Here is a 25,653-nt window from a genome sequence, read left to right on the forward strand (position 1 = left end):
GGCGATTTCCTCGCGGGTCCCTTCGTCCTGATCATAAGAAACCAGAATCCGTTGCCGTAAATCCAGCGAAATGGGCCGTTTCATCCCCCAACTCTGCCAAACTTCCCGCAGAACGGCTATAACTTTATTTAAAACGCTCTAGTTCCACCGGAAATACCAGGTGCGTGAGTTTTTTAGACATTCGGCAAGCGCTGCGAGCGAACCGACATCTTGATCCACAATGTCAGGGCAATAGATGTATTGCTCGCGAGCAAGTTGTGCGCAGGATTCATCGGTGGCTGGCGGATGATCAACTGTGAACTCGATCGTGTCCGCAGTGATGACAGCCAAGCGTGCTCCGAAGCGACCTTCCCAGTAGCGGGCCATCAAGGCGTGTCCGAAGGGTTCGGGACAGCAGTTCCACGAGCCGATGCGCAAGTGTAGGGGGAGCATCCAGAATTCAGGGCCGGGGAGTTGGGCGATGAACACTTCGGGCACGGGTTTGCCATTGGATTGAAAACCGACGGAGAGGCGCATCATGGGTTCGGGGGATGATTTGCCTTTTTTGGAAGTCGATAAAGAGGGGTAGCAGTCGGGTTCTTCTTTCACGCGTCCTGCGAGCCAGTCTTCGGGCAGTACGGTGCTGGCGGAACGGGCAAATTCATCGAAATTGATCTGGTTATGGGTAGCGATTTCACTGAGGTCAGACACACTTTCCTTATCGCCCAAGATAACTGGGATCAGGCACTTGGCCTGAAGATCACCGCGCATCTTGAGAAGCATGCTCTCAGCGACATCCCCGGCCACCGACTTCAATGGAAATGGAAAATCTGGTTCGGCCATGGAAGAACGTAGATGCATTTTCCTGCCTGAGCAAGTTGTGACGGTGTGGCAATGCCCCGTATTTAACTCAGGATGCTTTTCAGGCGGCGAAGATAGGAGGTGTCCGATTCTCCCTTGACTAGGGATACCTCCAGCTTTTCCAGGTCTTTTATGGCAAATTGGAATGTCCAGCCCCGGCTCAGGAGCGGATTATAGAAGTCTTCCACCGAGCGTTTGAGTTGGTCCATGATGCGGGTGGAATCTGGTGAAAGATGCTCCTCCCCGGCGATATGTTCCAGAAGAGAAAGTGCCGTGTTTTTTTGTCCATCGAACTCGACCGGCCAGCCGTGGTAGTCGTGATCGAGTTGTTCCTTCAGGACGCTGATCTTTTCGAGTGTCAGTGGAGTGTTCATTGTAGGATTTGAAAGATTTACGAAAACATCTCAGCAGTTCACCACAGTTTGGACTATTGTGTGTGTGCCTACGATTTGAGATGGAATGGCCCTATAGGGAGATAGGGTAAATACTCATTTTCATTAAGTTGAGAATGGTGTTTGCGAGTCTTCAGATTGCCATTGCGGCGAAGAGCAATCGTTGGAACTTTAATCTCATGCCTTTAGAAGAGACGGACAGCATCGACATGATCACGCAACGTGGGGCTGATGGCCGCTATGGGCTGATCATCACGGATGAAGGGGTGACGAAGGAGCCTCAAGCACGGCTGGAACTTCTCCGAAAAAAACTGCTGCGGTATCGTGATGCCGTGATGGATGGGCAACTGGCGGAAACGTGCTCCGGGGCGTTACCCGGAGATTTCTTCGTCCAAGTGGTGTGCGAGTTGGAGCCGACGCGGGAGATGCAGAAGATCACACACATCGTGACGAAAACGGAACCACCCATCGAGATACCTGTGGTGTTTTCAGAGTTCCCGGAAAGTTCATGGGGCGGAAAGAAAACCGAGGAGACGGCACCCGAACCCAGCATCAGCGAAGAGATGCAGGAGGCGGTGATGGCCGTTTTCAAGGCGGCAGGGGAATGGCTGGCGGAGGATCAGCTTCCGCTGTTCGTGTATTGGCACGAAGGTGATGAACGGAAACTGACAAAGGTAGATGAAGCGAAGAATCAGGATGAGGTCATCGCCCGGGTGACGGCTTGGGCGCGGACATTCGGGAACGAGGCGCACTTGTGCATCCAGCTCAGCACGGTGAAGACGGGCGAGGGGATTCTGCCGGCGGATGCTGTGATCGCACGGTGTTGTGAGCGAGGGGAACTGGAGGGGTTTATTCTCACGCAAGACATTGGGCTGGAGCCGCGTCGAGGGACGTTAAAATTGCGTGGAGAGATCAGGTATGTGGAGGCGTGTCCCAATTTCTTTCCTGTCGACTAGAAGGTTTCGTGTTTATTGTTTTGGGTTTCGAGTTAGGAAAAGCACAAGGGGCAAACGCGGACGTTTGCCCCTCATGAAAAGCTAGTGCGGTTTAAATCATTTCTTCTTGTTCCCGAAGAGTTCGAGGAACTTCGCGGAAGAGCGGGGGAATTCGTAGCCGCCCTTAGCGTCGGGTGAGAGCTGGTGATGGCCGTCCGGCGGTTCGCAGTTGAAGTCGAAGTAACAGTGGAAACCAACGTTGTTCTGCGGATCGTTCATGAAGCGATGCATCTGCTCAACGAAGTAAGGGTTGTCCGTGCCGCCGTGACCAGTAGGACGTCTCTTAACGCCCCATTCGCAGATGGCTAGAGGACGTTTTTGTTCCTTGGCGAATTTGACCCAGAAGGCGAGGCCGTGGTCGCCACCGTAAATCTCCTTTTCCCAGACCTTGCGCTGGCGGGCTTCAATCTCGGCGGCAGAAGTGCCAGCGGGCCAGTTGTAACTGCCTTCCTGCCATGACTCGTCGTAGACATCGAGGCCGATGAAATCGACGTATTCCGCACCGGGCCAGGCTTTCTCGGAGGGGAATTGTTCGAGTCGCAGGGTGGGGTTCCAGCAGAACTTCAGGTTCTCCGTACCGGGAACGGCGCGCATGGTCTTCACGATCTGGCGCCAGTATTCGGCGAAGGCGGCTTCCTTGCCCTTGGCCATCCACGGATACCAGTTGCCGTTAAACTCCCAGCCGGGGCGCAGGATGGTGTCTGCCAGCTTGTGCTTCACGAGGTTCTCGGCGAGCACTTTGTAATATTCGTTATAAGCACCGGCCGCGCCTTTCTCCAATGAGACAGGCTGACCTACGCCGTGATCGCCCTTCACTGGACCGCTGCCGTCATTGGGGCCAGCGAGCATGGGTACGGCGAAGACGAAGCGGCGGCCAGGTTGCGCATGGACCCACTTGGACCATTTCTCCAACCACCAGACTGGCCAGGCGATATTGCTCCAAGCTTCCCAACCGATGAAGTCCTGACCCCAGACGGGCGTGCCGGTCCATTGGCTGAAGGCATCGGTCTTTTCGGTTTCATTGACGCCGCGATAGACGCCCATAGGGATGGAATTGGTCTTGGCCGGTTCGGCGGCATGGAGGGAGATGGCAGTCGCAAACGCGACAAGGAGCGATGGCAAAAGTTTCATGGGTTGATAAAAGCGGGGACAGTTAAAGTTCAGGTGCTTTGCATCTCAAGATTGAAAATGGCCAGAATCTTGCCACCCTTGGCCGCACATGAAGCGTTTTGCGGTCCTGTTTTTGACGACGGCATTGCTCACGGGCAGTTTTGGTTGCCGTCCGAGCGCCACCTCGGCTCCTCCGGTGGTGACGAATGCGCCGGCCAAGCCAAAGGGCACGCCGCAGGCCAAGTTGCCGACGATCAAGCTGGATGTGGGTGGTAAAGAGATGATCACGGAAATAGCCGCTGACGACCGTACGAGACAGATGGGCATGATGTTCCGGGAGAAGATGGCGGACAATGAGGCCATGATCTTCGTGTTTCCGGTGGCACATCAGGCGTCGTTCTGGATGAGGAACACGACGGTGCCTTTGGATGCGGCTTATATCGATTCGCGAGGGGTGATTTTAGAGATTCACAAACTGATGCCGTTGAACGAAGATTCGGTGAGGGCGACCAGCGATCAGGTGCAGTATGTGCTGGAGACGCCGCAGGGCTGGTTTGAGAAAAACGGGGTCAAACCTGGCGCGTTGGTAGTTTCAGAACACGGGCCGCTGGTCAAGGTGCTGAAGACCAACCGGTAAGAGATCACGAAAGCGAATACGAATGAAAGTAGCGCTGGCACAGATCAATACAACGGTCGGATGGATCGCGGACAACGAGCAAAAAATCCTCGCGGCGTATAAGCGCGGCGTGGAGGCGGGCGCGGATGTCGTGGTGCTGCCGGAATTGGCCATTACAGGCTATCCGCCGCGTGATCTGCTGCTGAAGCATGGCTTCATTGATCGCAATCTCTCCGCTCTGGAACGTCTTGCGCAAGCTACAGGCAAAGTGGGTTTGATCGTCGGTTTTGTAGATCGCAATGAAGTGCGGCCCGGTCGTGAGGCAACGAATTCCGTGGCGCTCTGCCAGAATGGTAAAATCCTTGCCACACGCAACAAGACGTTGCTGCCGACGTACGATGTTTTTGACGAAGACCGTTATTTCGAACCGGCCAAGGAGAATCACGTCGTGGAATTCAATGGCCGCAAGATCGCGCTGACGGTTTGCGAGGATATCTGGAATGACGAGGATTTCTGGCATGATCGCCGGTATCAGCGTAATCCGGTGAATGACCTCGTGGCGGAAGGTGCTGAGATCATCTTCAACGTGTCGGCCTCGCCGTGGCATATCGGTAAGAATCGCACGCGCCATGAGATGTTGAAGAGCATGGCGGTGAAGTCGAAGCGTCCGCTCATCTATTGCAACTCGGTGGGCGGTAATGACGAACTAGTGTTCGATGGTGGCAGCCTGGTGTTCAACGCGGCGGGTGAGAGGCTTACGCAAGGGGTGTTATTCGCGGAGGATTTTCTGCTGGTGGATCTGGAGAAGACGCAACCGGTCGAGGCACGCGACTATGCGGATGAGGAAAAGATCTTTAAGGCTCTCTCACTGGGCTTGCGGGATTACATCCACAAGTGCGGTTTCAAATCTGCCGTGCTGGGCTTGAGCGGTGGTATCGATTCGGCGCTGGTAGCGTGCATCGCGGTAGAAGCCCTCGGCAAGGAGAACGTGCGCGGGCTTTCGCTGCCTTCGCAGTATTCTTCGCAAGGCTCTTTGGACGATGCGCGGAAGCTCGCGGAGAACTTGGGCATCCAATACGACATCGTCACGATCAAAGAACCCTTCGATGCCGTGCAGAAGCAGATGAAGGATGTCTTCGCCGGGCGGCCGGAAGACACGACAGAGGAGAACATGCAGGCGCGGTTGCGCGGTGTGATCCTCATGGCCATGTCGAACAAGTTCGGCTCGTTGTTGCTGACCACGGGTAATAAGAGCGAGTTGGCGGTGGGCTATTGCACGCTTTACGGCGATATGTGTGGCGGTCTGGCAGTGATCAGTGATGTGCCGAAGACGATGGTTTATCGTGTCTCGGAATGGATCAATCGCGAGAAGGAGATCATCCCGCGCGATTCCATCACCAAGCCGCCGTCGGCGGAATTGCGCCCGGATCAGACGGATCAGGATTCGTTGCCACCGTACGAAGTGTTGGATGCGATTCTCGAAGCTTACGTTGTGCATCAGAAATCTCAGGCGGAGATCATCGCGAGCGGTTTCGCGGAAGATGTGGTGCGCTTCGTGGTGCGGCTCATCGATCTGAACGAATACAAGCGTCGCCAGGCGGCACCGGGCCTGAAAGTGACGACGAAGGCGTTCGGTGTCGGTCGTCGTGTGCCCATCGCGCAACGCTATCGGGAGTGGTGAGCATGGCGCGCAGTTTTGTGAAATCGTGGCTCTGGGCATTGGCGTTGCTGATGCTCGGAGGGGCGGTTCAGGCGGCGGAGGTATCATCTGCCACGCAGAGTGTTTTGGAGATGAAAGGGCTGGTGAGCTTCTGGGATTTCCAAGAGGCCAGTGGTTCACGTAAAGCCCAAGGACCGTTCAAAGCGGACCTGATGGAGGGCAAGGAAGGCGTTGGCCGAGCCGAGGAAGGCTTGTTCGGCCCGCATTCACTCAAACTTAAGCCGGGTCAATGGCTTCGCATCCCGCGTGAGAAACTTGGCCCCTTGAACATCCACGGGCCGAAGGCTCAGGTGACGGTCATCGCGTGGGTGAAGCGCGAAGGGACGAATTTCTGGCAATCCATCGCGGGTGTGTGGGATGAAACGCATTCTGCGCGGCAATACATGCTGTTCCTGAATGCACGCACGCGCACAGATGCTTCCATCATGAAACGGGTACTGACGCAGAATCGTATTCATGGGCATATCTCCAGTTCTGGCGGCGCTTCACCGGGTGAGAAATTCTGGATCAGCTACGCGAGCAGTGGCTCGGAAGTAAGCATGAAGGAGTGGCATATGATCGCGCTGACGTATGATGCCCAATTCATCCGCATGTATCTGGATGGCAAACTGGATGCATGGGAAAACTCGAATCCTTTTCCGTATAAGGAAGGCATCTTCGATGGTGGAGCGAAAGGGGCGGATTTCACTGTGGGGGCAAACCACGTGGCCGGTATTGAGAACAATAACCGGTTCAGCGGTTTAATGGCTGGGCTGGCGGTGTTTGACCGGGCTTTGACGGATGAAGAGATGGGGATGTTGGCGGCGAAGACATTGCCATCGAGGAAGTAAGAACGGGCTTTGCGCCATTCGATGTGTTCAGTTAATTTCTTTTCACCATGATTTCACGAGCGAAGTCGGAAGCGTTGTTTGATGAGTCGTTGCGGTACATCCCCGGCGGGGTGAACTCACCGGTGCGGGCCTTTCGTGCCGTGGGCGGCAAGCCCTTCTTCGTAGATCGTGCGAAAGGCGCGCGCGTCTGGGATGTGGATGGCAACGAATACATCGACTACGTGGGCACTTGGGGCCCGGCGATCCATGGACATGCCTTTCCGCCGATCATCAAGGCTGTGCAACAAACGGCCGAACGGGGGACGAGTTTCGGCATTCCAAATCCGCTCGAGCTGGTGATGGCCAAGCGCGTGACGGAAGCGGTGCCAAGCGTGCAGAAGGTGCGCATGTGCAGCTCCGGCACAGAAGCGTGCATGAGTGCGATCCGCCTGGCGCGCGGCTTCACGAAGCGCGACAAGATCATCAAGTTCGACGGCTGCTATCACGGCCACGGCGATTCGCTGTTGGTGAAAGCGGGTTCGGGTGCATTGACGTTCGGCAATCCGGACAGCGCGGGTGTGCCAGCAGATTTCGCGAAGCATACCATCGTGCTGCCCTACAATGATGAGGAAGCGATCAAGGCGGCGTTTGCGGCGAATGGAAAGGAGATAGCGTGTGTGATTGTGGAAGGCGTTCCGGCGAATGCGGGCTTGTATCTGCCTAAGCCGGGTTACTACGAGCTTATCACTAAACTGTGCAAAGATAATGGCACGGTGTTCATCTATGACGAAGTGATGACGGGCTTCCGTCTTTCGCTCGGTGGTGCGCAAAAGATTTTTGGACTTACGCCGGACTTGTCCTGCTTCGGCAAGATCATCGGCGGCGGTTTGCCGGTGGGTGCGTTCGGTGGTCGCGCGGACATCATGGATTATCTCGCACCGTTGGGGCCGGTTTATCAGGCGGGCACGCTGAGTGGTAATCCGCTGGCGATGGCAGCGGGTATCGCGGCACTGGATGCACTGGCGGATGGTAAGGCTTACGAGCATTTGGAGAAGCTCGGGCAGCAACTCGAGACGGGCATGAAGTCGGCGGCGAAGTCGGCTAATATTCCGGTGGAGTTCAAACGCATTGGCTCCATGTTCTGCGGCTATTTCACAGACAAGCCGGTGTATAACCTCGCGGATGCGATGACGAGTGACCGACAGAAGTTCAACAAATTCTTCCACGCCATGTTGGATGCAGGTGTGTATCTGGCCCCGTCTCAGTTCGAGGCGGGCTTTATCTCTACGGCGCATTCGACGGAGGATATCGAGAAGACGGTGCAAACTGCGACGAAGGTGTTGAAATCCATTTAATCTCTCTATGCGAATTTTGGCTTTAGATCATGGCACGGTGCGCATCGGTGTGGCAGTTAGCGATGAACTGAAGATGCTCGCGCATCCGCTGGAGTTCATCCCGGCGGACCCGTTCGCGGATTTCTTAGTGCGCTTGAAAGAAATCATCCGTGAGAAGGAAGTGGAGATGATCCTCGTGGGGATGCCGCGTAATATGGATGGCAGCTACGGTCCGGCGGCAATGAAGGTGCAGGTGTTTGTGGCGGCGTTGAAGGATGCGACGCCCATTCCGGTGCGGGCTTGGGATGAACGCCTGACGTCGGTGCAGGCGAACAAGATTTTGCGTGAGAACAAGGTGCGCGGCGAGAAGCGCAAGGAGCAGGTGGACAAGATGGCAGCGGCGATTCTCCTGCAAAGCTTTCTGGATTCCAGCGGTGGCGGTCTCTAATCACGCATGACTGCGGCCAAGCCAGCGCGGGAGCCAGTAGATCCCAAGACGGTCACCAAGCTGAAGCTGGTGATCGCCTATGATGGCGCGAACTACGCGGGCTGGCAGATTCAGAAGATCGGTCTGGGCGTGCAGCAACGGGTGGAGGAGGCGCTGGCGAAGATATTTCCTACGCCCAAAAGATTGCACAGTTCCAGTCGCACAGACACAGGCGTGCATGCCATCGGCATGGTGGCGCATGTGGAGATTCCCAAGACCGAGTTGAAGATGCCAGTACGCAAGGTGATGCTGGCGCTGAACGCGCATCTGCCAGCGGACGTGCGCATCATGTCCGTGCAGAAGGCGGCAGCAGATTTTCATGCGCGGTTCAATGCGTGCGGGAAGCAGTATCGCTATTATGTGTGGAATCATAGTGCGATGAATCCACTGCTGCGCACCCAGGCGTGGCATGTGCCGAAGGGGTTAGACATTGCGGCGATGCGTGAGGCGGCGAAGCTGTTTATCGGCAAACATGATTTTAAATCCTTCGCGGCGAATCGCGATTATGCGATGGAGAATACGGTGCGGACGATGCATCGGTGTGATATCCAGAAGAAGGGGTCGTTGCTCACATTCATCATCGAGGGCGATGGGTTTCTCTACAAGATGTGTCGCGGCATCGCGGGTACACTGGTGCAGTTAGGGCAGGGGAAGATCGCGGTGACGGATGTGAAGAATATCTTGGCAGCAAAGGATCGTCGCGTAGCAGGGATGACGGCTCCGGCGCATGGGTTGGTGCTGTGGAAGGTGTTTTACAAAAAGGGATTCAAGGCAAAGAAACCGGGGGAAGAGGACCTCGACGAATAAGATGAACATCGTTTTGCTACAGCCGGAAATTCCGCCGAATACGGGTAATGTGGCGCGCCTATGTGCGGCTACGAAGACACGGCTGCATCTCATCGAACCATTCGGTTTTCAATTGGATGATAAGCAGCTTAAGCGCGCCGGGATGGATTACTGGCAGCAGGTGAATTGGAAACGTTGGAAGAACTGGGCGGAATTCGTTGCTGCTCAGCCGGCCGATGCGCGTTTCTGGTTTATCGAATCGGATGGTCCGAAACATTACGCTGAGGTGCAGTATCAGGCGGATGACTACATCGTGCTAGGACGCGAGACGGCGGGGTTGCCAAAGCAGTTGATCGAAGAAAACAAAGAACGATGGCTGCGGATACCGATGTTTAACACGGAATCGCGTTCACTGAATCTCTCGAACTGTGCTGCGCTCGTATTATTCGAAGCACTGCGTCAGCAAGGGTTTAAGGGAGAGGTTTAGCTACGGACTAAACACGGAATCACACAGATGAAAGGATTGCTTTCTCTATCTGTGAAAATCTGTGTTTCATCCGTAGCTGAAGAATTTACCGATTCATCCCTAGCTCTGCGTCACGGAGGAGTTTCAGCACTGCATCTGATTTATCTGCTTTGATCAGCTCTTGACGCAGCTTGGGCGCGCGAAGAAGGCGGCTGATGCGGGCGAGGATGCGCAGATGTTCGCTTACATTCGTAGCGACGAGGAGGAAGAAAACTTTGGCAGGCAGACGGTCATCGGCACCGTAGTGGACGCCTGCGGGATGACGGCCAAAGACGATCACGGCGCGATCCACCATGCCAACGAGAGCGTTACGCGCATGAGGAAGAGCAATGCCGTCACCGATGCCGGTGGAATGCAATTCTTCACGCTCTTGCAAGGCGCGCAACAGAGTTTGCTTCGCGGCAGGCTGGCCAGCGATGCTGGGAATGTGATCAATGAGTTCAGACAGAACGGCATCGCGGTTCGTGCCACGCAGTTGCAATTGCATGGTGGCCGGGGTCAGGAGGTCGGACAAAAACCATTCAGGTGCCGGAATGTCGCTCATGATGGGAAAAGGATAGGTTCAAAGTCCAAAGAGCAAAGTTCAAAGTTGGATTTGGGGCAAAGTTCCCGTTGCCAAGGGGCGGGGTGGTGCATTAGGGTCTGCGGCGGTCGGGCGCTTGGCGCAGTGGCTAGCGCAGATGCCTTACACGCATTTGGTCGGGGGTTCGAGTCCCTCAGCGCCCACCATCTTCTCCTTCTTTTTCCTATCTAACCATATTAAGGCAACGCGACCGATGTCAGCTTCACTGGAATGGTGAGGATGGATTTGTCCGTCTGGAGATAGATCTTCGCTTGCATGCCTGCAGGAGCCTTGGCCCGCAGATTGATGGTGACGCTTTTTGAGCCATTGAAGCCGCTGGAAAAGCGGCCACTTGTCTCAAGCGGCTTGCCATCAGCAGAGCAGAATTCGACATTGGCGACCTTGCTCCTGGGATCGACTATTGTGTAGCTCGCTTTGTCATCTTTGGATTCTTGCAACATGATGGTCACACCAGCAGTTTTCAAGGCTTCATGGGCCAAGGGTTTTCCTGCTTCAGTCGCTACGTTTGCTGTGATGACCGCGTTGGGATCTTTGGATGGTATGAGCAATTCCACTGCCGCGTCTACAGTCAGGCTTTTGGCAGAGCGTGCTGGATTCTCCAAGTCCAGCTTGAGTTGATACTCTTGTGGGCCTTCTCTTTTGAAGCCGCCAAATGTCTTTTGTGGAGCTTTGAATGTGCTGTCGTTGAAAGAATTCTTTCGGGTCGGGATGGCGTTTCCTGCATCGTCCTTGGCGTCCTTGAGCACAACCCGCATTGCTTTGCATTCGGCCATTTCTACACCGGAAACTTTCAATTCTACGCTTAATCCGGTGAAAGCCTTGCCGGTAGAGCGGTTGTCGGAGATGTCTCCGACGGCGACTTTGACTTCGGCATGCACGGCAAAGGTGGTTGCGAGTAACAGGGAAGCGATCAGTTTCATGGTTGCCAGCTTTAGGATTTGAACTGATGCATTGTCACTCTGCCGATCCACGGCAGCAAGAACAGATACAAAAAACGCGCTTCATTGCTGAAGCGCGTTTCGGGTCGGTTTGGTTGGTTGGATTTAAATCAGCGAAGCTCGATGCGTTCGCGCTCGATCGTTTTGCTCTCGGGCACGAGATAGGATTCGGACGGGTCGAGAACCATGACGGTGGTGATCTTTTCCTTCACACCCACTTTGTTTTCGTCATGAAGGCAAACAATGTCCCCGGCCTTCAAGGTCTGCACCTTCACGACTTGATCCCCTTTGCGAACGATAAGATGTTCACCGATGGCGATGGGTTCTCCGTTTACGATGAGGGTTGTTTCATTTACCTGACCGACGCGGGCGTGGGTGTGCGGGCAGTTTTTATCGTGGAATGAGGTCTTCTCACGGACGATGGTTTGCTCCTTCACCGCGACGGCGGGCGTGGTGGCGGGAGCGATGATAGCCACGGCTGCGATCTCACCGCCGCCTACGTCGTCTTTGCCGCGGTCGTCGAGGCAGACGGTATCGCCGACTTTTATGTCGGTAATTTTTGCTCTTACGTCGCCTTTGTAGACGTGGGTGCTTTTGCCAACTTTGTAGGGCTTGTCATCGACGGAGATCATTTCGGATGTCACGACTGAGACTTTGCCGTGCGGCTTTTTGCAGTCTGCATCATGGCCAGCGTATGCTGAGGAAGCTGCGCAGATACCGGCCAAGGCAAGAGCGTATATCATAGTTTTCATATGCAAATTGAAATGCAAGGGATGTGCCAGCTGATGCGAAATGGTGAAAGTGGCTGATCATCAATGGATTAAACAGTATCGAAATGCCTGCTAAATGGCTCTATTTATGGGCTTTTTCCATGAAATTTGCACCCAAGACTCTTGCAATATCCTTTGAAATCACGAGGCGTAAGATTTTATAAGATGTATAAATATTTAAATATTAGTGAATAGAATTCATTATGTGTTGCGCTAGAGGACTTGTTCAGGAATGGCACCAGATGCTTAAATGGATTTTTATGAATAACACATTGTTCGAGAAAATTTCCGCCCGTCAAACGGGCTATTCGGTGGCCATTTTGGGAGCGAATCACGGATATCGCTTTGAAGGGGACACGGTCGCTTTGCACGCCATGTTCGCGGTGTTGGACCAGGCGGCCCACACACGTAATTGGGCATTGCAGCTCTGGGCTTGCCCGCAAGTACCGTCTTCGGTGACTGATCTGACGGGGCATCTGGTGGCGCAGGCTGCCTTGCCGCCGATCGGTGAGATTGCGGATGAGGTCGAGAGCTTTGAGGTCCAAGCGGCGGCAAATCAGCTCGCAGGCCAAGCTGATTACGCCATGGTGCTGGTGTTGGTGGCTGGTAACAACGGTCGCTATGACGAAGTGCACAGCTTCTCGGTCTATTCGCGCCGTCAGCAATTCCAACAGCCGCAGATCCGCGGGAATACGACTTATCGTGTGGAGAATGACCGCGTTCTCTTGAGCGTGGACAGTATTTATAATCCGCGTTGCGCGGGGAATGTCAGTGGCACGTTGTCCATCGAGTTGTGGGCGTTGAATATGCCTTATGTTGGTGGTGCTTTTGAAGGTGTGGCATTGGCTGGGGCGACGATCGGACAAGTGGCTGGTCAGGCGGAGTCCACATTGCGTGAATTTGATCTGACGTTCACGGCTCCGCCGGCGGGTGTCTGGCATTATGTGCTGATGCTGCGTGAGTGGACGGCGGCGGGTTTTGTGACACGTGATTTTGTGAACTTCAGTCAACCGGTGACGATCGCGCCGGTGGCACCTGTTGCTGCTACGGCTGCGCCGAAAGCGGTGGCACCGGTAGTGAAAGCATCGACTCCTGCTGCTACGCCTGCGAAAACTCCGGCTCCAGCGGCCATGAGTGTTGAGCAGCCTAAGGCAGCCGAACTGAAAAAAGCGGAAATCAAGGCGGTGGCTCCAACAGCGTCAGCCAAGACGGTGACAGCCGAAGCTCCGGCCAAGGCCGCTGCGGTTCAGGTGGTGAATGATGGCAAGGTATCGGTGAATACTGCTACCGAGAGCGAACTGGCGACGGTGAAGGGCATGACCGCGAAGTTGGCGAAGGGCATCGTGAAGGCGCGTCCGTTCAAGAATCTGGATGATCTCACCCGGGTTACTGGCATGGGAGCGAAGTTGCTGGCGAAGGTTCGCGACTATCTGCGTCTGTGAATTGAACTGGTTTAATTGAAACTGAAAGGGCCGGTTGCTTGAGGCAACCGGCCCTTTTGCTTTTAAGCTATCTAAAACTTATTGCTTATCGAAGCGATGAACGCGGCCAGTGATGTTGTATTCGGCCACGTAGATGTTCCCCTTGGCATCGAAGGCGACGCCGTGAGGAGCGGTGACGGTGCCGGTGACCCATTTGGCGGGTTCCACCGCGTTCTTGCCCACTTGATCGGCATTGGTGTTGGTGCCGAGCTTGGCGACGACTTTGCCTGCCTTATCCAGCACTGTGACCTGGCCTTTGAGTTCACCGACGAGAGCGTAATCACCTTGTACAGTGATAGCGGCGGGCAGCAACAGATCGGTGGCGACAACGCCGAGGAATTCGCCGTCTAGTGACATGTGAACGACGCGCATGTTCGCGCGGTCACAGGCGATAATGCGGGCAGGCGTGAACCGGGTATCGATGGCGATTTTGTGCAGGGTTTTGAAACTGTAGGGTGCCTGTTTGCCGCCGAATGATCTGAGGTATTTGCCGGTTTTATCAAAGACGTGGACGTAATCGCTGGAGTAGCCATCGGTCACGTAGAGGTCGCCATTCGGGGCGACGTCCATGCCGGTGAGGCGGACGACGGGGGCGCCTTCTTTGCCGTCCTTACCTTTGGGCTTCACCTTGTATTGATCAGGAATGGCGGAGGCGGGAATGTTCAGGACTTCTTTGCCTTCCAGCGTGAGCTTCACGATGTTCTGGCCGCTGAGGCGCGGGCCGTAGAGGAATTCGCCGTCTTTATCTTTGTGGATCACGAAGCCGTGAAAGTCAGCGGGGGCATCGGGGAGTGTGCGAATGTATTTGCCATCGGCAGCGTAAACTTGAACACCCGCTTTCGGGTCCATGGTGCTGACGTAGATGTCGCCTTTGGAGCTGACGGCGATATCGCCATGCATGTTGCCGAGAGCGGAACGGCTTTCGGGCAGTTTCAGCCAATCGGGCACGATCTTGTATTCGGCGGCGTAGGAATGGGTGAGAAGGGCGGCAAAGGTACAGAGTACGGCAATGGATTTACGCATAGCGCTGTTCGTTCGTTTCAAAAGGGTTCGAGGACTACGGGACAACAGATGGGGGAGTCTGTCAACGGAGAAGGGAACAAATGACGAATGACCAAATCTGAATGACGAAGGAATGAAGAAATGACCAATGTCTAAAAATGGAAATGGCAGGTTGTGATTATGCACAACCTGCCATCGAGCAAATGAAGAGAATTTTTAACGATTAGCTGATCAGCTTGGCGTCCAAGGTGATCTTGGCGTTGAGGAGGCGGGAGATGGGGCAGCCGGCTTTGGCGCCGTTGGCGATAGTGTTGAATTTTTCCTGGTCGATGCCGGGAATCTTGGCGGTCATCACGAGTTGAGATTCGGTCACCGTGGGACCGGCATCTGTTTTATCCATGACGACGGTGGCAGTGGTCTCGATGGAGTCTGGGGTGAAGCCAGCTTTGCCTAGTTCTGCGGAGAAGGCCATGGAGAAACAGCCTGCGTGAGCGGCGGCGATGAGTTCTTCCGGGTTGGTGCCGATGCCGTTTTCGAAACGGGTGCCGAAGGAATACTGAGTGTCTTTCAGGACGCCGCTTTCGGTGGAGATGGTGCCTTTTCCTTCCTTGAGACTGCCTTTCCAGACGACGGATGCTTTGCGTTTCATGATGGTTCTTTCAGTTTTTTGTCAGATGTGGATTTGTGCCGTGTCGGGGATAGTAGTGCTGAAATGGGGCAAGCTCAAGTTACGCTGCGTGACAATCTAGTTCCACGACGCTGACTGAGCGAGCAGGGAAGCGCCATTTCATCGCTTCGCCAGCAGGCAGGGCGTGTTCTTTTGGTTTGAACGCATCTGGGTTCTGCGGGCTGACTTCGTGGCGGGGATTTTCCGGGGCGATCTCGAATACTTTGCCAGCCGTCACGGTGAAGCCGTTGATGGCGAAGGTCGCTTCCGTGGCGCCGGAGTAATTCATGTTCGCGACGTGGAGGAAGAATTTGTTTCCAGCGCGGCTGACGGCGAGGTCGAGATTTGAGGGCGCGGATTTCACCGTGACGCCGTGAGTGCCGTTGTGGCGTTTGAAGAGGCGCATGACGGCACCGATGGGAAGGAGATAGCTGGCACCGCCGGGGACTTGGTGAATGACGGCGTTCGTAGTCCAGCGGTTGCCATTATAGTCTGCGCCGGTGGCGATCTTCACGGTGTTGCCGTGGCGCTGATAGAGATTCATCACGCGGGCGTGGTAAACGCCGGTGAGCCATTCGGTGAGGATGGGATTCGCGTTGTGCGGTTGCAGGCTGAGATGGCCTTCCGTGATGGCGATGCCGTGTTTGGAGTTACGCTTAGCGAGGGCTTCTTCCAAGCCGGTGAGTTTCGTTTCGATACGCGTGGCGATGAGGTTCATCAACTCGTTCCAGGCGCGTTCGGGTTCGGCTTGGTAACGATTGCCGATAAGCACGGTGTCGCGACCCACTGGTGATTGGCCCATCATGTGGACGGCGACGTAGTCGATGTGTTCGCCAGCACGGTCTACGAGATCGCTCGCCCAGCCGTTATCGCCCCAGCCGATCAGCTTGAGGGATTTATCGCGTTCACGCATGGCTTTGGCGAAGGCGATGGTGTGGGTGATGGCTTCGTCTTTCTTGAAGCAGGCGTTGCCGTAGGAAGTTTCGTTGCCGATCTGCCAATATTTGAGATTGAAGGGGGCAGCGGAGCCATTGGCTTTGCGCTCGGCGTGGTCGGGATCGTTCGTGTAGCTAACCCAGTCGGCGGCTTCATCGGCATCACCGGTGCGATTGCCTTCAGGTGTATTGAAGTAACGTTTCTCGCCATCGCCGAGAAAGTTCACGCAATACATCGGCTCGGTATTCACGCGGCGGCAGAAGTCCACGAATTCGTGCGTGCCGACGCGGTGTGTCTCTTTGCCGCCCCAGACGTAGTTGCGATAGAGCGGGCGTTTATCGGCGGGGCCGATGCCTTCGCGCCATTTGTAGTAGCGGCTGAGCAGACCGCCGAATCTCATCATGCCGGGGGCGAGGTCTTTGGTGGTGTCGATGAAGTCTTTGCGCCAATCGTCCTTGTTGTAATCCCAGGAGGCTTCCACGGAGGAATCGGTGACGCCGAGCGGTTCCATGAACTGCATGTAGAGATGTGGCGAGATCTCGAACTGCGGCTGGGGATCAATCGTGATGGCACTGCCGGAGCTGGCGGCTTGAGCTGCCTGTGCTTGGGCGAGGGCGCTGAATTGGGAAACGGCAAAGGCTCCGGCTGTGGCAGCAGAGACGCGAGAGAGGAATTGGCGGCGTTTCATGGTGTTGGAATGAGAGGATAGAAACAGAATGAGTGGAAAGTGTCCATGCGAGCGGTCCACTGGGAGGGTGGGAATATCCACCTGAATGGACGAGCGAGACTGGCGAACATGTGCTACATCGAGGGCGTTGGGACTGCCGGCTAGAAGCCGGCAGCACGGATCGCGTGCTTCGTCGTCCGGCTTGATATTGGGAGGACTGTTTATGAGAATGGCGGCATGTTCCCTCATTCATGGTTTGGCCGTTTTGCTTTGATGTTGTGCGGTTTGGTGATGTTTTCCATCTCATCGAGAGCACAGCAGCGGTTTGTGCAGGACCGTTTCGCCATAGGGTTCTGGTGGCCGCCGCATACTTCGGAGAATTTGGAGATGAGGTATAAAGAAATCGCGGAGGCGAACTTCACGGTAGTGATTGGCACAGCGGGCACGACGGCAGAGGAGCAGCTCAAGCTGTGTGAGAAGTTTGATTTGCGGGCGGTTGTGCGGAGTGGTGCGACGCCGGATAAATTGCCACAGAGCGAAGCATGTTGGGGATACATGCTGAAGGATGAGCCAAATGCAGCAGAGTTTTCGGGATTGGCAAAACGTGCAGAGGAGATTAGGCAGCAGAGGTCGGGGAGGTTTGGTTATGTGAATCTATTTCCGAATTATGCCTCAGCCGGCCAGCTTGGCACGCCGACCTATGATGAGCATGTAGCGAAGTTTGTGGAGATGGTGAAGCCGGAAGTGCTCTCGATGGATCATTATCCGACGATGCGGCCAGATCGCGATACGCGTGACGCGTATTGTGCGAACTTGGAGACGATGCGGAAGTATTCGCTGAAAGCGGGCATCCCGTTCTGGAATTATTTTTATTCGATGCCGTTCAATGACCGGATAGACCCGACTGAGGCGCAGATCCGCTGGCAGATCAATGCCTCGCTGGCCTATGGAGCGAAAGGGGTTTTGTATTTCTGCTATTGGACGCCGGGGAAAGGCGCGAACGGAGCAGGGGAGTTTCCGAAGGGCGGGGCGATCATCACAGCGGAGGGGATGCAGACCCGGCATTATCATGAAGCGCGCAGAATCAATGCGGAGTTGAAAAATTGGGGGCCGACGTTGATGCAGTTGACGAGCACAGGCGTGTATCGGGTGAACACGGGCAAAGAACCGATGACTGTCTTGAAGAATGCCCCGATCAAGAATCTGGCCAAGGTGGGCAGCGATCCGCATAGCGAGTTCATCATTGGCATGTTTCAGCATGCCGATGGAAGGCGGGCTGTGTTGATAGTGAATCACAATCACAGTTACACAGCATGGCCGATGGTGGAGTTTGATGTGGGGAGGGACAGTGTGAAAGAGATCAGCAAGGTGACGGGGCGGGAAAATGTGGTGGATGACGACAGTCCGGAACTGGAAGGGTTGCAGCTGTCATTTGGAGCGAGCGAGGCGCGGTTGTTTTTATTGCCGGAGAAGTAGCAGGGCGGCACTCAACGCTTCAGGCTTCGTCTTATGGTCGAGAGCAGTATATGGGGAGAGGAGGGTTTTTGGATGAAATTCTGGCCTTCTTCCAAGATGAGTTCACGACCGGCGACATCTGCGCTGTAGCCGCTGGTGAAGACTACGGGAAGTTTGGGGTTTGAAGACTGTATACGATTTGCGAGTTCGCGCCCATTGATGCCGCGTGGCATGACGAGATCGGTGAGAAGAAGCTGGATGCTGCCCTGATCGGTTTCCCAGATCGACAGTGCTTCGATGCCATCGGAGGCTTCGAGGACCCGGTAGCCCGCTTTTTGCAGCACGATACGGCTCAACGTGCGCAGGCTGTGGTCGTCTTCCACCAGCAGAATGGTTTCGGAGCCGCCTTCTGATTGGGTGCGGGTCACGGGACCGGGCTTCACATTTTCCAAGGTGCTGACGAGAGGAAACAGGATCTCGAAGGTGGTGCCGATTCCGGACTCGCTCTTCACGAAAATAGATCCGTTGTGTTGTTTCACGATGCCAAACACCGTGGCCAAGCCGAGACCGGTGCCTTTGCCGTGTGCTTTGGTGGTGAAGAAGGGTTCGAAAATATGAGCGAGATTGTCTGTGGAGATGCCGGCGCCAGAATCGCTGACACGCAGGCATGCGTATAGTCCCGGCGCAGTGTCAGGCAAGGTGGCAGCCAGTTCCGGTGTCACTTTCTTTTCCGACAGCTCCACCGAGATGCGGCCTCCGGAAGGCATGGCATCGCGTGCGTTGACGACGAGGTTCATGAGCACCTGGTCGAGCATGCCAGCATCCGCATGGATGGTGAGCGGTCTCTGGTGGAGATTGAACTGCAGGCTTATGTCTTCGCCGATGATGCGGGTGAGCATCTTGGCTATGTTAGTGACGGTCTCATTAAGATCGAGATCGTGGCTGAGCATGACTTGCTTGCGGCTGAACAGCAGCAGCTGGCGGGTGAGATTGGCGGCGCGGTGTGCGGAGGCTTTGATCTCATCCAGCCCTTCCACGACATCGGGCGGAAGTTTTTCAGGGGAATCCATGAGGTCCACCTGCATGATGATGGCGGCGAGGATGTTGTTGAAATCATGGGCGACGCCCCCGGCGAGCTGGCCTATGGCTTCCAACTTCTGAGATTGTCTGACTTGTTCTTCTAGCAGGCGACGATTGCTGATGTCCTCGGCGGTGCCGACGATGCGGTGAACGTGGCCGGAGGCGTCGCTTATGGGGAAGGCGCGGTCGTGGATCCAGCGCAATGAACCATCAGGCCGGGTAATCCGGTAAGTCTCATCGTATTCACCGGAGGCCTGTCTATGGAGGGCGGCTTGAAGCACGCGTTCGCGATCGTCGGGGCAGATGGCTTCGAGCCAGGTTCTGGGGGATTCATAAAGGCTTTCACAAGTGCGGCCCCAAATTTTTTTGTAAGCAGGGCTGACATAAAGGATCTGTTTTTTTGCCGGATCGGTGATCCAGAAAACTTCGTTGATGTTTTCCGCCAGCTGACGGAAACGTTCTTCGCTTTCGCGGAGAGAAAGTTCCGCCTTTCTCCGGTCGCTGATGTCGATGCTGTAGACTCTGATGCGGCTGGTGTTTTCCAGGCTGGTTATGCTTTGAGCGAAGCACTTGTCGCCGAAGATCACCTCCCGGCGGATCGCCTTTTGTTTGAGCAAATTGGGAGCGAGCCCGGCCAAACCGGCGACGAGAGGATGGTGGAGCTTATGTGCTCCGATATCAGGAAAGTATTCGAGGGTGGCCGGATTCAAATAGTTGAATGTACCCGAGGAGAGATCGATTTCCAAAACGGAGTTGGGATTGCGTTCAGGGAATGTGGAGAGCCAAAGGGCGCGTTCTTCAGCCTGCTTCCGGGCCGTGATGTCACGGGCGACTTTCGATGCGCCGATGATTTTCCCGTCAGCGTCCTTGATGGGGGAGGCGGTGACGGAGATGTTGAGCAGGCGACCATCCTTCGTCTTACGCAGGGTTTCAAAGTGTTCGACGCTTTTTCCATCCCTGATCTGGTTAAGCATATAATGCTCCTCCTCACCACGATCTTCGGGGATGAGCCGTGAGATGGGCGCACCAACCATCTCATGAGAAGAATATCCGAAAACCTTCTCTGCGCCGCGGTTCCAAGTGGTGATGATGCCATCAAGGTCTTTGCTGATGATGGCATCTTCGGAAAACTCCACTATGGCTGCCAGACGATTGGCGGCGACTTCCGCGCGCTTGCGCTCACTGATGTCCTGCATGGCGCCGATCATGCGAATCGGCTTGCCAGCTCCATCGCGTATGATGTAGCCCCGATCCAGGACGTGAGAGTAGGAGCCATCTTTGCGGCGGAAACGATATTCAGATATCCAGATGTTTTCGCCATTATTGATCGCAGCCTGGGCACCACCGACTATCTTCTCGCGTTCATCCGGATGAAGAAGTTTGACCCACGTGCTGACGTGACGATCGGTTTCACCCGGCAGATAGCCGAACAGGACTTGAAAGCCATCATTCCACCAGACTTCATTGGTGGTCAGGTTCCAGTCCCAGACGGCATCATTGGTGGCGCGGGCGACGGTTTCGAAACGTTCCAATGCTTCACGCAAGGCGGCTTCAGATTCTTTATGCGAGGTGATATCAAAAGTGACACCGGTCATGCGGACAGGTTCGCCGGCGGCATTGCAGTAAACGCGACCGCGTGAGGCGGTCCAGTGAAGCGAGCCATCTGGCCAGATGACGCGTTTTTCCTCATCGTAATCACCGCGCTCCCAAACGGCCCGGTTGAGGGCCGCATCAATCCGGGAGCGATCATCCGGGTGAAGGGTTTTCAGGAACTGCGGGTAATCTACTTGGGCATTGGCGGGCAGGCCGTAAATGGCCAGACATTCCGGAGACCAGGTGATCTGTTCGTTGATGATGTCCCAGTTCCAACGACCGAGACGGGCGGCTTGCAGGGCGAGTTGCAGGTCTGCCTGGCTGCGTTGCAGAGCCTCTTCGACAGACTTGCGTTCTGTGATGTCTACCGCAAAGCCGATGACACCCGTGATCTGTCCACGGGAGTCGCGATGCGGAATCTTGTCCGTGAGCAACCAGCGGGAGCCGGTGGCCAGGTGAATCATCTCTTCAATATTCCGGAGAGGTTCCCCCGAGGTCATCACGCGCAAGTCGTCGCGGCGGAACTGCTCCCCGGACGGGTCGCCCATCTCCGTGGCAGTTTTGCCGACAAGCGTTTCGGGTGGCGCTTCAAAGAGGCGGGCGAACCCGTTGTTGACGCGAATAAAGCGGCTCTCACGGTCCTTGTAAAATACGAACGCAGGAACGGCATCCAAGATGATCTGGAGTTCGTTTCGCTGCTGCTCGGTGGCGGCTTCGGCCCGTTTGCGTTCGGTGATGTCAGTGATGACGCCTACGACGAGGGTTGCGGCGCCTTCGGTGATACGAGGTTCGTAAATGGCGGAATAATATCTGGTGCCGGAGGAGAAATTGCGGACGGCTTCAAAGGAGACATGCTCCCCCGAGAAGGCGCGATCCATGCAGGGACGAACGTGGCTGAGGTAAATGTCTGAGAGAACCTCCTGCAAGTTATGACCGATGATCTCATCCAGCGGACGCTGGACGATCTCAGCGTAGTTTTTGTTGGCGTAGAGGTAGCGATGGTCGCGATCAACCATGAAGAGGCCGACGCGGGCATTCTCTGTGACGATGTGGAGACGGGTCTCGCTTTCGGCGAGTTCACGGGTCTGACGTCGGAGTTCCAACTGGGTCATCACTTGACGGCCGATGATGCGGAGGGCGTTTTGCTGCTGGGAGGTTATTTGGCGGGGGACGCGATCCATGATGCACAGGGCGCCGAGTGCTTCTCCGTTTGGAGTGAGCAATGGGGTGCCTGCGTAAAAGCGCAGACCATCGGCGACGAGAGGGTTGTCGGCAAAACGATCGTCTTTGGTGGCATCAGGGACGATGAAGAGATCGGATTGCATGATCGCGTGGGCGCAGAAGGAAATGTCACGAGGTGTCTGGCTGATGGACAAGCCCACTTTGGATTTGAACCATTGACGGTTTTCATCGACGAGGGAGATCAGGCATGTGGGTGTGCCGCAGATTTGGGCGGTGAGGGTTGTAAGGTCGTCCAAGGCCTGTTCTGGAAGGGTATCCAGCAGGTCGTATTGGCGCAGTGCTTCGAGTCGGCGGACCTCGTTCTTGGGCAGTCCGGGCGCTTTCATACGGGATGGAAAAGATTCTCTCCGCGTATCTGTGTCATGGCGAGCGTTAAGTGCGGGTTGGAATGAATTATTGTTTTCTATCTTTGCCATTTGAAAGCGTCTGGCATGGGTTTCTGGTGCCAATCGGCCTTATCGGAGGGCAGAGGGGAAAACTTTAGGGATTTCCGGGGCTTGTAGCACTTAAAACGGGGCCTGCAGAGATAGAGGAATCAGAGTGTCAAGACGCGTTGAGGCAGATCCCGCCATGGCGCACGGGGTGGTCTGCTCGGATGGCAGACTATGCCATCGAGGATACCCCCTCCAACTGGAGCCGAGGTCTGGACACATGACGTTGTCTGGCGGAGAGAGCGAGCCGATATGGATTGCTTGTAATCTGGTCGGCCATGCGAACGGCCCGGCACTGCTGACAAGGCCAGTCCTGCTGGCAGGGGTTCTGCCGGACGAACGTCGCCGCTTGGGGGGAATCGGGGCTTGCGGGTTCGTGCTGGCGGTTTAAACTATGGTAAGGGTCAGCGAGTAAATGGGTTGAAGGATAGGGCGCGGTTGTGCGTCTGTATTTAAAGAAGTTGTATGGGACATCATAAGCCAAATCTGGAGCATCTGTTTTTGAGCCGTCGCCAGTTCTTGCGTCGCATGGGGATGGGCATGGGGGCAATGGGGTTTGCGGCGGTGGCGAGCAAGGCGGGCATCTTGAATGCCGAGACGGCCATCAATTCTGCCGCGCCGATGATGCCGCGCGCGCCGCATTGGCCGGTGAAGGCAAAGCATGTGATCCATTTGTTCATGAACGGCGGGCCGTCGCATGTGGATACGTTCGATCCGAAGCCGTTGCTGAACCAGTATCATGGGAAGCCGTTGCCGGGGGATAAGTCGCGGCGGACGGAGCGTCCGACGGGGGCGGCGTTTGGGTCGCCTTACAAGTTCCAGAAGTACGGGAAGAGCGGCATCGAGGTGAGCGAGTTGTTCGCCCGAACCGCAGAGAGCATTGATGACATTGCCGTGATCCGGTCGATGCACGCGGATGTGCCGAATCATGAGCCGTCGTTGATGTTGCTGAATTGCGGGGATTCGCGGTTGCCGCGGCCGAGCATGGGTTCGTGGCTGACGTATGGGTTGGGGACGGAGAATCAGAATTTGCCGGGGTTCATCGCGATGTGCCCGGGCGGGTATCCGATCCAGGAATCGCAGAACTGGCAGTCGGCGTTTTTGCCGGGCGTGTTCCAGGGGACGTATATCGACAGCAAGCACACGGATATCGAGAAGTTGATCGAGAATATCCGGAACAATTATACGTCGATGAAGGAGCAGCGGCAGCAGATCGATCTGTTGCAGAAGCTGAATGAACGGCATAAGGCGCAGCGGCAGCAGGACGCGAATATCGATGCGCGCATCCAGTCGTTTGAACTGGCGTATCGTATGCAGATGGATGCTTCGGACGCGTTCGACATCAGCAAGGAGCCGGAGCATATCCGCAAGATGTATGGTGAGGGGACGCAGGCACGGCAGATTTTGATCGCGCGGCGATTGGTGGAGCGGGGCGTGCGGTTCGTGCAGGTGTGGCATGGCGAGGGTCAGCCGTGGGATAACCATGATGATCTGGAAGTGAACCATCGGCGCCTCGCCGGGCAGTGCGATCAAGCAATCGGGGCGTTGATCAAGGATTTGAAGCAGCGCGGGATGTTGGATGAGACGTTGATCATCTGGGGCGGGGAGTTCGGTCGCACACCGACGGTGGAGTTGCCGACGCCGGGTTCAAACGCGGGCAAGATCAATGGGCGTGACCATAATCACTATGGTTATACGACATGGCTGGCAGGTGGTGGGGTGAAGGGTGGGCAAATCTACGGGGCGACGGATGAGTTCGGTTTCGCGGCGGCGGAGAACAAAGTTCATGTGCATGATTTGCAGGCGACGATCATGGCGTTGATGGGCTTCGACCACGAGAAGCTGACCTATCGTCATGCGGGACGGGATTTCCGCCTCACCGATGTGCATGGGCACGTGGTGAAGGAATTGATCGCGTAACTTTTGATCAGAGCGTCTGAAACAAGCCTGCTTCTTGCGGAGCAGGCTTTTCCTTTTCGCTGATGGCTGGCAGATAGATGCGGAATTCGGCGCCGCCTTCGGGACGGTTGAAGGCGTCCATCTTTCCGCCGAAACGGGAGATGATGCCGTAGCTGGTGGCCAAGCCAAGACCCGTGCCGATGCCTGGGGGTTTGGTGGTGACGAAGGGTTCGAAGAGATGTTTTAGTACGACAGGGGGAAGGCCCGGGCCGTCATCCAGGAATCGCCACAGCAAGTAGCGGCCTTCCGAAAGATTGGCCACTTCGCCTGCTGTCACGGTGGCAGCAGCCAAATGAACCCGCAAATTGCCGCCTACGGGGGCGGCATCGCGTGCATTGCAGGCCAGATTTATGGCGACTTGGGAAAGTTGCTGGGGCACACCCAGTACAGTGGGCAAATCCGTTTCTGCCGACCAGGTGAAACGGAGATGGCTGCCTGCTACGGCATCTATCTGGGAGGCGATCTGTTCCATCAATTTCCGCATGCACTGGGGTTGAGGGATGGTCGGTTCCAAGCGGGCGAAGGAGAGGAGTTGCTGGGTTATGGAGCGGCCGCTCAGAGCGTTTTCCTGCAGACGTTTGAGATGCTGATGGAGAAGGGGATTTCCAGATAGTTCCAACTCCAGCAGATGCGCGTAACCCATGATGGAGACGAGGATGTTGTTGAAGTCATGGGCACATCCGGCTGCCATTCGCCCCATGGCTTCGAGACGGCTGGCTCGTTCCATGGCATCACGATGACGTTTCAATTCGGCTTCAGCGCGGTCATGTTTGAATTGTTCCAGCAACCATGCTGTGCAAGCGGCGAGCGAGCCAGCGAAGTGCTGCTCGAACTCGTCCCAATGGCGTGGCTTGCCGATGTGTTCGCAACAGATGACGCCGATGACCAAGCCATCGTGGTAAATGGGCGCATCCAGCATGGAGGTGATGCCGACGGAGATGAGATAGCTTTCCGCGAAGCTTGATGTGGCATGGTGTGTCCATGCATCATCGGCGACGATGGCACGCTCTTTTTCCAAGGCCGAGAAGTAGGCCGGATGAGTCTCGGCATGGAGCCTGATGCCGGTGCTGTGACGGTCCTCCGAAAGGGTATAGAGGCATACGCACTCGATCGACTGGCGATCGGGGTGGTGAAGCCAAATTCCTACGCGTTCGACTTCGAGGCATTCGGCAGCGGCTTCGGTGACAAGGCGGAACACTTCCTGTTCATCAGGCAATTCGGACACTCTGAGCCG

22 protein-coding genes and 1 tRNA gene are annotated in these 25,653 nt (G+C 55.7%); 12 read left to right on the forward strand and 11 right to left on the reverse strand.

Annotated features, from left to right (window positions below; all coding sequences use genetic code 11):
- Nucleotides 1-138 precede the first annotated feature (138 nt).
- Entirely contained in the window at nucleotides 139-822 is a 684-nt protein-coding gene (locus tag VGH19_05325; GenBank protein HEY1170773.1) for a DUF4253 domain-containing protein, read from the reverse strand.
- Between the two features lie 62 nt (nucleotides 823-884).
- Nucleotides 885-1,214, reverse strand: coding sequence for a hypothetical protein (locus tag VGH19_05330; protein HEY1170774.1), 330 nt, complete (start codon nucleotides 1,212-1,214; stop codon nucleotides 885-887).
- 197 nt (nucleotides 1,215-1,411) lie between these two features.
- Here VGH19_05330 and VGH19_05335 point away from each other — a divergent pair, with 197 nt between their 5' ends.
- Nucleotides 1,412-2,188: a hypothetical protein gene (locus VGH19_05335; protein HEY1170775.1), complete on the forward strand. Its 777-nt coding sequence runs from the start codon at nucleotides 1,412-1,414 to the stop codon at nucleotides 2,186-2,188.
- A gap of 96 nt (nucleotides 2,189-2,284) precedes the next feature.
- Here the strand turns inward: VGH19_05335 and VGH19_05340 are convergent, their stop codons facing one another.
- Nucleotides 2,285-3,358 (reverse strand): glycosyl hydrolase, encoded by a 1,074-nt coding sequence (locus VGH19_05340; GenBank protein HEY1170776.1) that lies wholly within the window; start codon nucleotides 3,356-3,358, stop codon nucleotides 2,285-2,287.
- 88 nt (nucleotides 3,359-3,446) lie between these two features.
- Here VGH19_05340 and VGH19_05345 point away from each other — a divergent pair, with 88 nt between their 5' ends.
- From VGH19_05345 to trmL, 7 genes are read left to right on the forward strand one after another with little or no spacing between them, the layout of a single operon-like run.
- Nucleotides 3,447-3,974 carry a DUF192 domain-containing protein gene (locus VGH19_05345; protein ID HEY1170777.1) on the forward strand — a complete coding sequence of 176 codons (528 nt, stop codon included), beginning with the start codon at nucleotides 3,447-3,449 and terminating at the stop codon, nucleotides 3,972-3,974.
- Nucleotides 3,975-3,996: 22 nt separating this feature from the next.
- Nucleotides 3,997-5,634: an NAD+ synthase gene (locus VGH19_05350; protein ID HEY1170778.1), complete on the forward strand. Its 1,638-nt coding sequence runs from the start codon at nucleotides 3,997-3,999 to the stop codon at nucleotides 5,632-5,634.
- Between the two features lie 2 nt (nucleotides 5,635-5,636).
- The gene (locus VGH19_05355; GenBank protein ID HEY1170779.1) at nucleotides 5,637-6,503 is read left to right on the forward strand and encodes a LamG domain-containing protein; all 867 of its coding nucleotides are present in this window, start codon (nucleotides 5,637-5,639) and stop codon (nucleotides 6,501-6,503) included.
- A gap of 47 nt (nucleotides 6,504-6,550) precedes the next feature.
- Nucleotides 6,551-7,837, forward strand: coding sequence for a glutamate-1-semialdehyde 2,1-aminomutase (gene hemL / locus VGH19_05360; GenBank protein HEY1170780.1), 1,287 nt, complete (start codon nucleotides 6,551-6,553; stop codon nucleotides 7,835-7,837).
- Nucleotides 7,838-7,844: 7 nt separating this feature from the next.
- Entirely contained in the window at nucleotides 7,845-8,264 is a 420-nt protein-coding gene (gene ruvX, locus VGH19_05365; GenBank protein ID HEY1170781.1) for a Holliday junction resolvase RuvX, read from the forward strand.
- A 6-nt stretch (nucleotides 8,265-8,270) separates the two neighbouring features.
- Nucleotides 8,271-9,110: a tRNA pseudouridine(38-40) synthase TruA gene (truA, locus tag VGH19_05370; protein ID HEY1170782.1), complete on the forward strand. Its 840-nt coding sequence runs from the start codon at nucleotides 8,271-8,273 to the stop codon at nucleotides 9,108-9,110.
- A 1-nt stretch (nucleotide 9,111) separates the two neighbouring features.
- Complete coding sequence (gene trmL, locus VGH19_05375) at nucleotides 9,112-9,576, forward strand: tRNA (uridine(34)/cytosine(34)/5-carboxymethylaminomethyluridine(34)-2'-O)-methyltransferase TrmL (GenBank protein HEY1170783.1); 465 nt, start codon at nucleotides 9,112-9,114, stop codon at nucleotides 9,574-9,576.
- Between the two features lie 85 nt (nucleotides 9,577-9,661).
- Here trmL and VGH19_05380 read toward each other — a convergent pair whose 3' ends face one another.
- Nucleotides 9,662-10,159, reverse strand: coding sequence for a PTS sugar transporter subunit IIA (locus tag VGH19_05380; GenBank protein ID HEY1170784.1), 498 nt, complete (start codon nucleotides 10,157-10,159; stop codon nucleotides 9,662-9,664).
- A 109-nt stretch (nucleotides 10,160-10,268) separates the two neighbouring features.
- Here VGH19_05380 and VGH19_05385 point away from each other — a divergent pair.
- Nucleotides 10,269-10,344, forward strand: a tRNA-Val gene (locus tag VGH19_05385).
- A 30-nt stretch (nucleotides 10,345-10,374) separates the two neighbouring features.
- On the opposite strand, the gene VGH19_05390 is transcribed toward VGH19_05385, so the two are convergent.
- The gene (locus tag VGH19_05390; GenBank protein ID HEY1170785.1) at nucleotides 10,375-11,118 is read right to left on the reverse strand and encodes a hypothetical protein; all 744 of its coding nucleotides are present in this window, start codon (nucleotides 11,116-11,118) and stop codon (nucleotides 10,375-10,377) included.
- Between the two features lie 128 nt (nucleotides 11,119-11,246).
- The gene (locus VGH19_05395) at nucleotides 11,247-11,888 is read right to left on the reverse strand and encodes a hypothetical protein (protein HEY1170786.1); all 642 of its coding nucleotides are present in this window, start codon (nucleotides 11,886-11,888) and stop codon (nucleotides 11,247-11,249) included.
- A 278-nt stretch (nucleotides 11,889-12,166) separates the two neighbouring features.
- On the opposite strand from VGH19_05395, the gene VGH19_05400 reads away from it, so the two are divergent.
- The gene (locus tag VGH19_05400; GenBank protein ID HEY1170787.1) at nucleotides 12,167-13,348 is read left to right on the forward strand and encodes a helix-hairpin-helix domain-containing protein; all 1,182 of its coding nucleotides are present in this window, start codon (nucleotides 12,167-12,169) and stop codon (nucleotides 13,346-13,348) included.
- Nucleotides 13,349-13,426: 78 nt separating this feature from the next.
- Here the strand turns inward: VGH19_05400 and VGH19_05405 are convergent, their stop codons facing one another.
- The 3 genes from VGH19_05405 to VGH19_05415 form a co-directional block, all read right to left on the reverse strand.
- Complete coding sequence (locus tag VGH19_05405) at nucleotides 13,427-14,410, reverse strand: hypothetical protein (protein HEY1170788.1); 984 nt, start codon at nucleotides 14,408-14,410, stop codon at nucleotides 13,427-13,429.
- A gap of 202 nt (nucleotides 14,411-14,612) precedes the next feature.
- On the reverse strand, nucleotides 14,613-15,038 hold the full coding sequence (locus VGH19_05410) for an OsmC family protein (protein HEY1170789.1): 426 nt from the start codon (nucleotides 15,036-15,038) through the stop codon (nucleotides 14,613-14,615).
- Nucleotides 15,039-15,117: 79 nt separating this feature from the next.
- A complete protein-coding gene (locus VGH19_05415) occupies nucleotides 15,118-16,680 on the reverse strand; it encodes an alpha-L-arabinofuranosidase (protein HEY1170790.1) in 1,563 nt (520 codons plus the stop codon).
- A gap of 366 nt (nucleotides 16,681-17,046) precedes the next feature.
- Here VGH19_05415 and VGH19_05420 point away from each other — a divergent pair, with 366 nt between their 5' ends.
- Nucleotides 17,047-18,135, forward strand: coding sequence for a hypothetical protein (locus VGH19_05420; GenBank protein ID HEY1170791.1), 1,089 nt, complete (start codon nucleotides 17,047-17,049; stop codon nucleotides 18,133-18,135).
- Nucleotides 18,136-18,146: 11 nt separating this feature from the next.
- On the opposite strand, the gene VGH19_05425 is transcribed toward VGH19_05420, so the two are convergent.
- A complete protein-coding gene (locus VGH19_05425; protein HEY1170792.1) occupies nucleotides 18,147-22,355 on the reverse strand; it encodes a PAS domain S-box protein in 4,209 nt (1,402 codons plus the stop codon).
- Nucleotides 22,356-22,925: 570 nt separating this feature from the next.
- On the opposite strand from VGH19_05425, the gene VGH19_05430 reads away from it, so the two are divergent.
- Nucleotides 22,926-24,380, forward strand: coding sequence for a DUF1501 domain-containing protein (locus VGH19_05430; GenBank protein ID HEY1170793.1), 1,455 nt, complete (start codon nucleotides 22,926-22,928; stop codon nucleotides 24,378-24,380).
- A gap of 7 nt (nucleotides 24,381-24,387) precedes the next feature.
- Here VGH19_05430 and VGH19_05435 read toward each other — a convergent pair whose 3' ends face one another.
- On the reverse strand, nucleotides 24,388-25,644 hold the full coding sequence (locus VGH19_05435; protein HEY1170794.1) for an ATP-binding protein: 1,257 nt from the start codon (nucleotides 25,642-25,644) through the stop codon (nucleotides 24,388-24,390).
- Nucleotides 25,645-25,653: the final 9 nt, after the last annotated feature.

It is taken from the genome of Verrucomicrobiia bacterium (genome assembly GCA_036405135.1).
Classification (GTDB): domain Bacteria; phylum Verrucomicrobiota; class Verrucomicrobiia; order Limisphaerales; family JAEYXS01; genus JAEYXS01.